We start from the raw sequence: 12,397 nt of genomic DNA, 5'->3' as shown, positions 1-12,397 counted from the left end.
TTTTGAGTATGTAATTATCTAACGGGTAAAGTTATGTCTATATTAGTGACAGGTGGTTGTGGGTATATCGGAATCCATACCGTGTATTCTTTGGTTTCCCAAGGATATTCGGTTATAGTACTGGATAATTTTTCAAATTCAACTATTGAACCTTTGCGTAGAGTTGAATCTATGACTGGCCAGAATATTACTTTCTATGAAGGCGATTCTTGTTGTGAGAAAACACTGGAAAATATCTTCAGCAAAAATAATGTTACTGCGGTGATTCATTTTGCAGGATTAAAGTCAATAGGTGAGTCTATTAAAAAACCTGTTGAATATTATGTAAATAATGTTTCAGGTACACTGACGTTATTGAAATGTATGATAAAAAATAATATTACTAATTTTATTTTTAGTTCTTCGGCAACTGTCTATGGCAAAACAACTAGTTATCCAATAAGTGAATCAACATCTATAGGGGGAACTACAAACCCATATGGAAGCTCAAAATTATTCATGGAGTTAATGCTCAATGATATATCACAAGCTCATGAACAACTGAAAATCACAATATTACGATACTTTAACCCTATTGGCGCACATGAATCCGGAAATATTGGCGAGCAGCCTAATGGAATACCAAATAACCTAATGCCCTATTTAACACAGGTCGCAATTGGCTCTTTGCCGTATTTAAAAGTATATGGATTTGATTACCCTACACACGATGGTACAGGTGTTCGGGATTATATCCATGTAATGGATCTTGCTGAAGCTCATGTACAGGCATTGTCTAAAATTTCTTCTTCTGATGGTCTACAAATTTATAATTTGGGTACTGGCAAGGGATACTCGGTTTTAGAGATAATTAATACGTTCGAAAGCGTTACTGGAATTAAAATCCCATATAAATTAGTACCTCGTAGAAAAGGTGATATTGCAGAGTGTTGGTCTGATAGTTCAAAAGCAAATATCGAATTGGGATGGAAGGCCAGGAGGGGGATCATCGAAATGATTCGAGACGCCTGGAAATGGCAGTCTAACAACCCTAATGGATATGGAAAATAATTCCCACTAAAATAATTATATGGTAACTGAATGAATTCCGTTAAAAAAAATCTAGTTTTTGTGATTACAAAGTCAGAAGTTGGCGGTGCTCAAAAATGGGTAAGCGAGCAAAAAAAAATTCTCGATAATTATTTTAATGTTTATCTTGTTACTTCAGACAAAGGATGGCTAACAGAGGAATTTCCTGTTAGTAATACATTTATTATTCCAAGCTTAATAAATGTAAAAAACATACTAAACATATTTCATGTTGCTAGAGCTTTAAAAAAAATTAAAGCTGATATTGTTGTTAGTAATTCGGCAAATGCCGGCCTGTATGCTCGTCTTTCTAAACTAATTTGGAAGCACCGTGCTATTTATGTCTCACATGGGTGGTCGTGTATATATAATGGTGGTCGAGCACAAAAAATTTACTGTCTAATTGAAAAATGGCTGTCTTATCTTTCTGATTCTATTTTATGTGTTTCAGATAATGACAGGAGAAATGCTATTAAAGTAATAGGTATCAAAGAGTGTAAACTGGCCCTTATAAATAATGCAACTCTTCCTGCTGAAACTATGGTTGACCCCGTTAAGTATCATTCTGGGCCATTAAGACTGGTTTTTGTTGGACGGATGACATACCCAAAGAGACCCGAATTGCTTGCTGAAGCATTGCATAACAAAGAAGATGTCAATATGTTTTTTATTGGCGGTGGTGAGTACCTTGAGGCGCTTAGGGTGAAGTATAGAAATCAAGATAATATTCATTTTCTTGGTGAAGTTAAAGGGTTTTGTAGCTACAGGGATTATGATGCCTTTATTTTGACTTCAGATAGTGAAGGGCTCCCAATGTCTGCAATAGAGGCTGGGGTTGTTGGCCTTCCATTACTATTAAGTGATGTTGGTGGTTGCAGTGAACTCATTTATGAATTTGATGGTGAAAAAAACGGAATTTTATTTGGGAACAATGTTGAGGAAGTTTCATCAGCTATTGATGAAATGCAAGCGCATTATAACGAATATAGATTCGTGGCAAATAAAGTTGCGCATCACTTTAATTTAAATAATCTGAAAGATGAATACATTAACTTATATAAAGGTTCGCAATAGTAAATTAGCCTACTCTGGCACCAGGGTCTGGTCATTACTTTTCCTCTGCTGTAAGATTTATCCACATTCAAGCCGCGCATACATCGCGCGGTGACCACACCTGACAGGAGTATGTAATGTCCAAGCAACAGATCGGCGTCGTCGGTATGGCAGTGATGGGGCGCAACCTGGCGCTCAACATCGAGAGCCGTGGTTATACCGTCTCCGTGTTCAACCGCTCCCGTGAAAAGACCGAAGAAGTGATTGCCGAGAACCCGGGCAAGAAACTTGTGCCTTACTACACGGTGAAAGAGTTTGTTGAATCCCTCGAAACGCCTCGTCGTATCCTGTTAATGGTGAAAGCAGGCGCGGGTACCGATGCAGCCATTGATTCTCTGAAACCGTATCTGGATAAAGGCGATATCATCATTGATGGTGGTAATACTTTCTTCCAGGACACCATTCGTCGTAACCGTGAACTTTCTGCTGAAGGTTTCAACTTCATCGGCACCGGTGTTTCCGGTGGTGAGGAAGGTGCGCTGAAAGGGCCGTCTATCATGCCGGGTGGGCAGAAAGAAGCCTACGAACTGGTGGCTCCGATTCTGACGAAGATCGCTGCAGTCGCTGAAGATGGCGAGCCTTGCGTGACTTACATCGGTGCTGATGGCGCAGGCCATTACGTGAAAATGGTTCACAACGGTATCGAATATGGCGATATGCAGCTCATCGCTGAAGCCTATTCTCTGCTGAAAGGCGGCCTGAATCTCTCTAATGAAGAGCTGGCCAGCACCTTTACGGAATGGAACAACGGCGAGCTTAGCAGCTACCTGATTGATATCACTAAAGACATCTTCACCAAAAAAGATGAAGAGGGTAAATACCTCGTTGATGTCATTCTGGACGAAGCGGCAAACAAAGGTACCGGTAAGTGGACAAGCCAAAGTTCTCTGGATCTCGGCGAACCGCTGTCTTTGATCACTGAATCTGTTTTTGCGCGTTACATCTCCTCGCTGAAAGACCAGCGTGTTGCTGCTTCTAAGGTCCTGACCGGTCCGAAAGCGCAGCCTGCAGGTGATAAAGTTGAGTTTATTGAGAAAGTTCGTTGTGCGCTGTATCTCGGCAAAATCGTTTCCTACGCGCAGGGCTTCTCTCAGCTGCGTGCGGCGTCCGACGAGTACAACTGGGATCTGAATTACGGTGAAATCGCGAAGATTTTCCGTGCAGGCTGCATTATTCGTGCGCAGTTCCTGCAGAAGATCACGGATGCCTACGCGAAGAATGCAGGCATTGCCAATCTGCTGTTAGATCCGTACTTCAAGAACATCGCTGATGAATATCAGCAGGCGCTGCGTGATGTTGTTGCCTACGCTGTTCAGAATGGCATCCCGGTACCGACCTTCTCTGCGGCCGTTGCCTACTATGACAGCTATCGTGCTGAAGTACTGCCAGCTAACCTGATCCAGGCACAACGTGATTACTTCGGTGCGCATACCTATAAGCGTACTGATAAAGAAGGTGTTTTCCATACCGAATGGATGGATTAATTACATTGTTTGTCAGAAGCCCGGTCTAAAGACCGGGCTTTTTTTTATCCTGATTCTTATTGCATAATTTTCATCGCTTAATATTAACTTAATATTGTCCCTTTAGGATGATAAAGATAATCCTAATTGTATTAGGCTTCGTTGACACATTATTCGCCCAGGCGCTAAAACAATAATAACGTGTCAGGATGTGAATACATCATGATGTCTAATTAAGTTAATTCTGAGAGCATGCAATGAAAATCACCATCTCCGGTACCGGATATGTCGGGCTGTCCAACGGTCTGCTAATCGCACAGCATCATGATGTGGTTGCGTTAGACATCATCCCCTCTCGTGTTGAAATGTTGAATGATCGGATATCTCCGATTGTCGATAAAGAAATTCAGCAGTTCTTAACGTCGGAGAATATTAATTTCAAAGCCACACTGGATAAGCATGACGCCTATCGAAACGCAGATTATGTTATTATTGCGACGCCAACCGATTATGATCCGAAGACCAATTATTTCAATACTTCCAGTGTAGAGTCAGTCATTCAGGATGTGACAGCGATTAATCCAAATGCGGTGATGATAATTAAGTCTACCGTCCCGGTTGGGTTTACCGCCGCGATGGGTAAGAAATTTAATACGCAAAATATTATTTTTTCCCCTGAATTTTTGCGTGAAGGTAAGGCGCTCTATGACAACTTATATCCGTCGCGTATTGTCATCGGCGAGCGCTCTGAACGGGCAGAGCGGTTTGCCGCTTTGCTTCAGGAAGGGGCGGTGAAGCAAGATATTCCTACGCTGTTTACGGATTCTACTGAAGCAGAAGCGATCAAGCTTTTTGCTAACACCTATCTGGCGATGCGCGTGGCCTATTTTAACGAACTCGATAGCTACGCTGAAAGTTTAGGTTTAAATACCCGCCAGATCATCGAGGGGGTTTGTCTGGATCCGCGTATTGGAAATCACTACAACAATCCCTCATTTGGTTACGGCGGTTATTGCCTGCCAAAGGATACCAAGCAGCTTCTGGCTAATTATCAGTCAGTCCCGAATAACATTATTTCAGCGATCGTTGATGCCAACCGCACCCGTAAAGACTTTATCGCTGATGCCATTCTCGCCAGAAAACCAAAGGTTGTAGGGATATATCGTCTGATCATGAAAAGCGGCTCGGATAACTTCCGCGCATCGTCCATTCAGGGGATCATGAAGCGCATTAAAGCCAAAGGTGTAGAAGTGGTGATTTATGAACCTGTGATGCAGGAAGAGATGTTTTTCAACTCGCGTATTGAGCGTGATTTGACACAGTTTAAACAACAGGCTGACGTCATTATCTCGAACCGGATGGCTGAAGAACTCAAAGACGTATTCGAGAAAGTCTATACCCGAGACCTTTTCGGTAGTGATTGATAAGTCAACTGAGGGGAAGGGAGTCCCTGATAATGGGCTAAAGACCTACCAGAATTTTCGCAATCCTGTCAAATTTCCTATGGCATAAATTACGTTTCCCGATAAACTGTGGCGAGTTTAGAGCTTTCTTGTTTAGGGCAATGATGACAGTGGAAAATAACAACCTATCCGGGCGCAGCAACGAACCGGAACAGATTGATTTGATTGACTTAGTGATTCAGATTTGGCGCGGTAAAGTGACAATAATCATCTGCATTATTGTGGCTATCGCTCTGGCCGTGGGTTACCTGGCGGTGGCGAAAGAAAAATGGACCTCAACGGCGATTATTACTCAACCTGATGCGGGCCAGTTGGCATCCTATACCAATGCCATGAGTATCCTTTACGGTCAGGATGCGCCAAAAGTGAACGATGTTCAGTCGGGTGTTATTGGCCGTTTTAACTCGGCATTTTCCGTGCTTTCTGAAACGCTCGATAATCAGGAAGAACCAGAGAAGCTGACCATCGACGCGTCTGTAAAAGGCCAGCCTCTTCCGTTGAAAGTCTCCTATCAGGCAACCTCGGCTGAAGCTGCGCAAAAAACGCTGGCGCAGTACATTCAACAGGTTGATGAAGCGGTCTCCAAAGAAATTAATACTGACCTCGCGATGAGCATTAAAACACGTGCTTCTGACTTAGAGCATTCACTCGTAGCGCAGGAAAAGGTCGCTCAGGAACAAAAAGCACTGCGCATTGCCCAGATCAACCAGGCGCTTTCCGTTGCGAAACAGGCCAACATCAAGCTGCCGCAGGTCCAGCAGGCCGATCAGGTCTCTCAGGACATCATGTTTATGCTGGGGAGCGATGCGCTTTCATCGATGGTGAATAACGAAGCGACCCGCCCGCTAACGTTTTCGGATGACTACTACCTGACCCGTCAGAATCTCTTAGCGGTTAAGGCGCTGAAAGTGCAGCCTGACAGTATTCATGCCTATCGCTACGTGATGAAGCCGACGTTGCCGATTCATCGCGATAGCCCGAAAAAAGCGATTACCCTGGTACTGGCGGTACTGCTCGGTGGAATGGTTGGTGCCGGCGTGGTGCTGGGGCGTAACGCGCTGCGTAACTACAAACCCAAAGCGCAGTAATATTACCCCCTCAAGAAAAAACCGGGCCAGTTGGACTGACCCGGTTTTTTTACGCCTTACGATCACTGATGGCGCTTGCGCAGGTTCTCAATGACCGTCGTCAGGTCGAGATCCTGATCCTGTAGCAGGACCAACAGGTGATACATCAAATCCGATGCTTCGTTGGTCAGTTCGAATTTGTCATGTACCGTGGCTGCCAGCGCGGTTTCGACACCTTCTTCACCCACTTTTTGTGCGATGCGCTTGGTGCCGCTGGCATACAGTTTCGCGGTATAGGAACTTGCCGGGTCGGCTGTTTTGCGTTCAGCGAGTAGCTGTTCAAGTTGATACAAGAACAACCACTGATGACTGGTCTCGCCGAAGCAGCTACTGGTGCCTTTGTGGCAGGTGGGTCCGACAGGATTCACCAGCACCAGCAGGGTATCGTTATCACAGTCTGGCGCAATGCTGACCACGTTCAGAAAGTTGCCTGACGTCTCGCCTTTGGTCCACAGACGCTGTTTGGTGCGTGAGAAAAAGGTGACTTTGCCGGTTGCAAGGGTTTTATCCAGCGCGTCTGGGTTCATATAGCCCAGCATCAACACTTCACCGGACACCGCGTGCTGTACGACGGCGGGCATCAGTCCGTCGGTCTTTTCCCAGTCCAGTTGGCTGCGTTGTTGCTCTGTTAACATATCCTGATCTCCACGCCCTGCGTTGCCAGGTACGCTTTTAATTCACCAATATTGATTATCTGTTTGTGGAAGACGGAGGCGGCAAGCGCGCCATCGACATCGGCATCGCGGAAAGCCTCGAGGAAGTGTTCCATGGTTCCCGCACCGCCGGACGCGATCAGCGGTACGCGGCAAACGTCACGTACCTTTTTCAACTGTTCGAGGTCGTAACCGTTACGCACGCCGTCCTGGTTCATCATGTTGAGGACGATTTCTCCGGCACCGCGCTTTTGCACTTCCTGTACCCAGTCAAGAGTTTCCCAGGTGGTAACGCGGGTGCGGCTTTCGTCGCCGGTATACTGATTGACATGGTACTTACCGGTTTCAGCGTCGTACCAGGTATCAATACCCACCACAATACACTGTACGCCAAAGCGATCTGCCAGACGGGTAATCAGCGTCGGGTCAGCCAGCGCTGGCGAATTGATGGAGATTTTGTCTGCACCAAACGAGAGAATTTTGGCCGCGTCGTCAACCGACTTGATCCCGCCCGCCACGCAGAAAGGAATGTCGATCACTTCCGCGACGCGCGAAACCCAGCTTTTATCGACCACACGACCATCGCTGGACGCGGTAATATCGTAAAACACTAGTTCATCGGCACCTTCATCGGCGTAGCGTTTCGCCAGCGGGACGATGTCGCCGATGATTTCGTGATTACGGAACTGCACGCCTTTCACGACCTGACCATCGCGAACGTCGAGGCAAGGGATTATACGTTTTGCCAGCATTGGATCGCCTCCTTAACGGTGAATTTGCCTTCCAGCAGCGCACGCCCGACGATCACGCCGCGCACGCCGGTTCCGCGCAGGGCCGCAACGTCATTGATGTCGCCAATGCCACCGGAGGATTGAAAGGCAATTTGCGGGTATTTTGCACAGACTTCTTCATACAAGGAGACATTCGAGCCCGCCAGCGTGCCATCGCGAGAAATATCCGTACAGAGCACATGTTTCAGGCCCACTGGCAGATAGGTTTCGACCAGTTCTTCGAGCGAAACGCCGGAGTTTTCCTGCCAGCCGCTCACCGCCACCTGTTTGTTTCCTTGCTCATCTATGCGGACATCGAGCGCCAACACCAGGGCATCAGCGCCAAAACGCGCGAACCAGCCTTTCACCATGTCTGGCGACTTTACCGCCGTGGAGCCAACCACCACACGAGCGACACCCGCTGCCAGCAGGGCCGCAACGTCGTCTTCAGTACGTACGCCGCCGCCGACCTGGACCGGTACGTTCACGCCAGCTACCAGGGTTTTTATCAGCGGGATCTGTCGTTTCGCCGGATCTTTCGCGCCGGTTAAGTCAACCAGGTGTAACACCTCGGCACCCTGCGCTGCGTAATCCTGTAAACGCGGTAGTGGGTCGGTGCCATAATCGCGCTGCTGTGCATAATCGCCCTGATGGAGACGCACGACGGTGCCGTCGATCAAATCTAAAGCCGGAATAATCATCACATCTCCAGAAAGTTTTTCAGCAACTGTGCGCCAGCGGCACCCGAACGCTCCGGGTGGAACTGCACGCCAAAGAAGTTATCTTTTTGTACGGCGGCGGTGAACGGTTCGCCGTAGTGGCATTGGGCGATGGTCCACGGATTGACCGGCATGGCATAGCTGTGCACAAAATAGAAATACGCGCCGTCTTCAATACCCTGGAATAACCGGTTGCCTGCCTGCGGGTAGACGCGGTTCCAGCCCATATGCGGCAGCGGTAAACCGAAATCGGTCATCTTCGGTACGTCCTGATCGACGATGCCCAGCAGGTCGACGCCGTTCGTCTCCTCACTTCGCCGCCCCAGAATTTGCATTCCGAGGCAAATGCCCAGCACTGGCTGCGTGCAAGCTTTTATCAGCTCGATCAGTTCGCGCTCGCGTAACTGGTCCATTGCCGCCTGTGCCGTACCGACGCCGGGGAGAAAAAGTTTATCGGCCATTAACACCACGTCCGGGTCGCGGCTGACCACCGGATCATAACCGTGACGCGCGACTGCGGATTTCACCGAGTTCAGGTTGGCGCAGCCGGTGTCGAGGATCACCACGTTCATCACAGCACTCCTTTGGAGGAGGGAAGGGTATCACCCTCAACGCGAATGGCCTGGCGCAGGGTACGGCCGAAAGCTTTGAACAGACTCTCCACGCGATGATGGTCGTTTTTACCTTTCGTTTTCAGATGCAGCGTCACGCCCATGGTGTAGGAGAGTGATCGGAAGAAGTGTTCGATCATCTCGGTACTCAGATCGCCGACGCGCTGATAGGTGAACTCGGCACGGTATTCGAGGTGCGGACGCCCGGAGATATCCAGCGCACAGCGCGCCAGGCATTCGTCCATCGGTAGCACAAAGCCAAAACGGTTGATACCGCGCTTATCACCGAGCGCCAGTTTTAACGCTTCGCCCAGCGCCAGACCGGTGTCTTCCACGGTGTGGTGATCGTCGATGTAAAGATCGCCTTTGACGGTAATCTCCATGCGGAACCCGCCGTGTGTCGCAATTTGATCGAGCATATGGTCGAAGAAGCCGACGCCGGTGTTAATTTTGCTGCCGCCTTCACGGTCCAGCCACACTTTAACGTCAATCTGCGTCTCTTTGGTGACGCGCTCAACGTGGGCGTAGCGATCGCGTTTCGTCAGTTGCTCACCGATTGCCGTCCAGTTCAGCGTCTCGCGATGGTAACGGAGCCCGGTAATCCCCATGTTTTCAGCCAACTGGATATCGGTAGCGCGATCGCCAATCACGTAGCTGTTGGCGCTGTCCATCGCCTGCTCAGCGAGATAGCGTTCGACCAGCTTCACTTTCGGCTTACGGCAGTCGCACTCCTCTGCAGGCAAGTGCGGGCAGATCAGCACTTCATCAAACTGCACGCCCTGAGAGGTCAGGATTTGCATCATCAGATTATGCGGGCCGTCGAAATCGGCTTGCGGGAAGCTTTGCGTTCCCAGACCGTCCTGATTAGTGATCATCACCAGCTTAAAGCCCGCGTTTTGCAGCTTCAGCAGCACCGGCACTACGTCGGGCTCGAAGGCGAGTTTGTCAAAGCGATCCACCTGGAAATCGCTCGGCGGTTCGGAAATCAGGGTTCCATCACGATCGATAAAGAGATACTTCTGGCTCATACTTGCTCCGCACGTAAAGCGTCAATGACGCGCTGGCTTTCTTCACGGGTACCAACAGTAATACGCAGACAGCCGCTTAAAGAAGGTTGCTTGTTCTGGTCTCGTAAGATAATGCCCTGATCCCACAAAGATTTAAATACGCTACTGGAGGCGGTAAAGCGCGCCAGAATGTAGTTGGTTTCGGAGTCAAAAACCTGTTCAACACAGGCAATCTCTTTAAGCGCCTTCACCAGGTACTGACGCTCAAGCAGGATCTGCGCCACGCGTTCGCGCATAGCATTGACGCCTTGCGGGCTCAGCGCTTGTTCGGCAATGTCGGCAACAGGGGTAGAAAGCGGGTAGGGCGCGATCACTTTCAACAACAGGTTAATCACCTCCTCATTCGCCAGCGTAAAGCCGCAGCGCAGACCAGCGAGGGCAAACGCCTTGGACAGCGTGCGCAGAATGACGAGGTTAGGATACTCAGAAAGCCAACCCGCCAGCGTTGCCTGCGGGCAAAACTCGATATAGGCCTCGTCGGCGACCACAATGGCTTTGTCGCGCGTCAGTTCCAGCAGCGTGCGCAGATCCTGCGGGTTAATCAGTTGTCCGGTGGGGTTATTGGGACTGCACACGTAAACCACCTTCACGCCATCCAGATTGTCAGAAATGGCCTGCATATCCAGTTGCCAGTCGGCGAGCGCCGGTACGGTACGGCATTCGACGCCGATGGTTTCGGCGCTGACGCTATACATCCCATAGGTGGGCGGGCAGAAGAGAATCGCGTCTTTCCCCGGTTCGCAGAAGGCGCGGATAAGCAGCTCAATGCCTTCATCTGCGCCACGACTGACCAGTACCTGCTCCGGTTTAACTCCGGCGTACTGCGCATAATTTTCAATCACCGCTTTCGGCTGGCATTCCGGGTAACGGTTCAACGTTTGTCGGGTGAGTTGATATTCAACCGCTGTCGGGAATTCGTTGGCATTGAGCCAGACGTCGCCGTTGCCGCCCAGACGACGAGCAGATTGATACGGGGTCAGATTGCGGACGTTTTCACGGGCTAAGTCGGTGACGCTGAACGTGTTTTCAGTGCTCATGCTTGCTCCTTCAGGGCGTTAACGCGCAGGGTGACGGCATTTTTGTGAGCGGTCAGGCGTTCCGCCGCCGCCAGTGTCTCGATGGTTGAAGCCAGCGCGGAGAATCCCGCTTTCGACAGTTCCTGAACTGTCATGCGCTTCTGAAAATCCGCAAGCCCGAGGCTGGAACAGGTGGCGGTATAGCCGTAGGTCGGCAGCACGTGGTTAGTCCCGGAGGCGTAATCACCCGCTGACTCCGGCGACCAGTCGCCGAGGAACACCGAACCGGCACTGGTGATGTCATCAACCAGCTCGCGGGCATGACGGGTTTGAATAATCAGGTGCTCAGGTCCATAGAGGTTAGAGATGGCAATACACTGCGCCAAATCTTTCGTCACGATTAATCGACTGGCGCTGAGCGCCTGACGCGCCGTTTCTGCGCGCGGGAGTTCAGCCAGTTGACGTTCAACGGCTTCGGCAACGCGACGGGCGATGTCGGCATCCGGGGTCAGCAGAATGACCTGGGAATCCGGACCGTGTTCCGCTTGCGAAAGCAGATCGGAGGCGACGAAATCCGGCGTGGCGCCGCTGTCGGCAATCACCAGTACTTCGGACGGTCCGGCTGGCATATCAATCGCCGCGCCGTCAAGACGCTGGCTCACCTGACGCTTCGCTTCGGTCACAAATGCGTTTCCAGGGCCAAAAATTTTGTCTACTTTCGGCACGGATTCGCTGCCAAACGCCAGCGCGGCAATGGCCTGTGCACCGCCAACATTAAAGACTTCCTGCACACCGCACAGCTGCGCCGCGTAGAGAATTTCATCGGCAATCGGCGGCGGGGAACACAGCACCACCTTCTTACAGCCCGCAATACGTGCCGGGGTGGCGAGCATCAGCACGGTAGAAAAGAGCGGGGCGGATCCGCCGGGAATATACAAACCGACGGACGCCACCGGACGCGTCACCTGCTGGCAGCGGACGCCTGGCTGGGTTTCCACATCAACGGTCGGTAATTGTTGCGCGTTGTGGAAGGTTTCAATGTTTTGCACCGCGACAGCCATCGCCTGTTTGAGATCGTCGCTTAGTCGTGCGCTGGCGGCGGCTATCTCTGCTGGGGTCACCTTCAGCGCCGCAACCTCGGTTTTATCAAACTTCGCGCTGTACTCGCGCAAGGCGTCATCGCCACGGGTTTTGACGTTATTCAGAATCTCGCTCACGGTGCGGGTGATGCTGTCAGACGCGGAAATCGCCGGGCGCGTCAGTAATTCACGCTGCTGCTCAGGGGAACAGGCGTTCCAGTTAATGATTGTGCTAAAGCTCATGGCCA

The 12,397-nt window shown here is 50.1% G+C and carries 12 protein-coding genes; 5 read left to right on the top strand and 7 right to left on the bottom strand.

From position 1 onward, the window contains the following. Positions 1-33: 33 nt before the first annotated feature. The 5 genes from galE (at position 34) to wzzB (ending at position 6,195) form a co-directional block, all read left to right on the top strand. The gene (galE, locus tag HVX64_RS14635; RefSeq protein ID WP_043000205.1) at positions 34-1,050 is read left to right on the top strand and encodes a UDP-glucose 4-epimerase GalE; all 1,017 of its coding nucleotides are present in this window, start codon (positions 34-36) and stop codon (positions 1,048-1,050) included. 30 nt (positions 1,051-1,080) lie between these two features. Next, positions 1,081-2,142 (top strand): glycosyltransferase, encoded by a 1,062-nt coding sequence (locus HVX64_RS14630; protein WP_044258708.1) that lies wholly within the window; start codon positions 1,081-1,083, stop codon positions 2,140-2,142. Between the two features lie 116 nt (positions 2,143-2,258). Then, complete coding sequence (gndA, locus tag HVX64_RS14625; RefSeq protein WP_044258710.1) at positions 2,259-3,665, top strand: NADP-dependent phosphogluconate dehydrogenase; 1,407 nt, start codon at positions 2,259-2,261, stop codon at positions 3,663-3,665. Positions 3,666-3,901: 236 nt separating this feature from the next. After that, a complete protein-coding gene (gene ugd, locus HVX64_RS14620; protein WP_044258713.1) occupies positions 3,902-5,068 on the top strand; it encodes a UDP-glucose 6-dehydrogenase in 1,167 nt (388 codons plus the stop codon). A gap of 143 nt (positions 5,069-5,211) precedes the next feature. Beyond that, complete coding sequence (wzzB, locus tag HVX64_RS14615) at positions 5,212-6,195, top strand: LPS O-antigen chain length determinant protein WzzB (protein WP_181825435.1); 984 nt, start codon at positions 5,212-5,214, stop codon at positions 6,193-6,195. 62 nt (positions 6,196-6,257) lie between these two features. On the opposite strand, the gene hisIE is transcribed toward wzzB, so the two are convergent. Genes hisIE through hisD form a run of 7 tightly spaced genes read right to left on the bottom strand, consistent with a single transcriptional unit; the run spans position 6,258 to position 12,392 of the window. After that, positions 6,258-6,869, bottom strand: a complete 612-nt coding sequence (hisIE, locus tag HVX64_RS14610; protein ID WP_044258716.1) for a bifunctional phosphoribosyl-AMP cyclohydrolase/phosphoribosyl-ATP diphosphatase HisIE — start codon at positions 6,867-6,869, stop codon at positions 6,258-6,260. After that, the gene (gene hisF / locus HVX64_RS14605; protein ID WP_043000209.1) at positions 6,863-7,639 is read right to left on the bottom strand and encodes an imidazole glycerol phosphate synthase subunit HisF; all 777 of its coding nucleotides are present in this window, start codon (positions 7,637-7,639) and stop codon (positions 6,863-6,865) included. Before hisF ends, hisIE begins: the two co-directional genes overlap by 7 nt. Beyond that, positions 7,621-8,358, bottom strand: coding sequence for a 1-(5-phosphoribosyl)-5-[(5-phosphoribosylamino)methylideneamino]imidazole-4-carboxamide isomerase (hisA, locus tag HVX64_RS14600; protein WP_044258718.1), 738 nt, complete (start codon positions 8,356-8,358; stop codon positions 7,621-7,623). Before hisA ends, hisF begins: the two co-directional genes overlap by 19 nt. Further along, on the bottom strand, positions 8,358-8,948 hold the full coding sequence (hisH, locus tag HVX64_RS14595) for an imidazole glycerol phosphate synthase subunit HisH (protein WP_043000211.1): 591 nt from the start codon (positions 8,946-8,948) through the stop codon (positions 8,358-8,360). The genes hisA and hisH overlap by 1 nt, the downstream gene beginning before the upstream one ends. Next, on the bottom strand, positions 8,948-10,015 hold the full coding sequence (gene hisB, locus HVX64_RS14590; RefSeq protein WP_044258720.1) for a bifunctional histidinol-phosphatase/imidazoleglycerol-phosphate dehydratase HisB: 1,068 nt from the start codon (positions 10,013-10,015) through the stop codon (positions 8,948-8,950). Before hisB ends, hisH begins: the two co-directional genes overlap by 1 nt. Further along, the gene (gene hisC, locus HVX64_RS14585) at positions 10,012-11,091 is read right to left on the bottom strand and encodes a histidinol-phosphate transaminase (protein WP_044267042.1); all 1,080 of its coding nucleotides are present in this window, start codon (positions 11,089-11,091) and stop codon (positions 10,012-10,014) included. The genes hisB and hisC overlap by 4 nt, the downstream gene beginning before the upstream one ends. Then, the gene (gene hisD / locus HVX64_RS14580; protein ID WP_044258749.1) at positions 11,088-12,392 is read right to left on the bottom strand and encodes a histidinol dehydrogenase; all 1,305 of its coding nucleotides are present in this window, start codon (positions 12,390-12,392) and stop codon (positions 11,088-11,090) included. Before hisD ends, hisC begins: the two co-directional genes overlap by 4 nt. Between the last annotated feature and the right edge of the window lie 5 nt (positions 12,393-12,397).

It is taken from the genome of Citrobacter sp. RHB20-C16 (genome assembly GCF_013890155.1).
Taxonomy (GTDB): domain Bacteria; phylum Pseudomonadota; class Gammaproteobacteria; order Enterobacterales; family Enterobacteriaceae; genus Citrobacter_A; species Citrobacter_A amalonaticus.
Note: the sequence above shows the minus strand (reverse complement) of the source record. Positions and strands in the feature narration are given on the sequence as shown.

What these genes read in the sequence shown, in the direction of transcription:
- galE (WP_043000205.1), top strand. Translation starts at nt 34, where the DNA reads ATGTCTATATTAGTGACAGGTGGTTGTGGGTATATCGGAATCCATACC.
- HVX64_RS14630 (WP_044258708.1), top strand. Translation starts at nt 1,081, where the DNA reads ATGAATTCCGTTAAAAAAAATCTAGTTTTTGTGATTACAAAGTCAGAA.
- gndA (WP_044258710.1), top strand. Translation starts at nt 2,259, where the DNA reads ATGTCCAAGCAACAGATCGGCGTCGTCGGTATGGCAGTGATGGGGCGC.
- ugd (WP_044258713.1), top strand. Translation starts at nt 3,902, where the DNA reads ATGAAAATCACCATCTCCGGTACCGGATATGTCGGGCTGTCCAACGGT.
- wzzB (WP_181825435.1), top strand. Translation starts at nt 5,212, where the DNA reads ATGACAGTGGAAAATAACAACCTATCCGGGCGCAGCAACGAACCGGAA.
- hisIE (WP_044258716.1), bottom strand. Translation starts at nt 6,869, where the DNA reads ATGTTAACAGAGCAACAACGCAGCCAACTGGACTGGGAAAAGACCGAC.
- hisF (WP_043000209.1), bottom strand. Translation starts at nt 7,639, where the DNA reads ATGCTGGCAAAACGTATAATCCCTTGCCTCGACGTTCGCGATGGTCAG.
- hisA (WP_044258718.1), bottom strand. Translation starts at nt 8,358, where the DNA reads ATGATTATTCCGGCTTTAGATTTGATCGACGGCACCGTCGTGCGTCTC.
- hisH (WP_043000211.1), bottom strand. Translation starts at nt 8,948, where the DNA reads ATGAACGTGGTGATCCTCGACACCGGCTGCGCCAACCTGAACTCGGTG.
- hisB (WP_044258720.1), bottom strand. Translation starts at nt 10,015, where the DNA reads ATGAGCCAGAAGTATCTCTTTATCGATCGTGATGGAACCCTGATTTCC.
- hisC (WP_044267042.1), bottom strand. Translation starts at nt 11,091, where the DNA reads ATGAGCACTGAAAACACGTTCAGCGTCACCGACTTAGCCCGTGAAAAC.
- hisD (WP_044258749.1), bottom strand. Translation starts at nt 12,392, where the DNA reads ATGAGCTTTAGCACAATCATTAACTGGAACGCCTGTTCCCCTGAGCAG.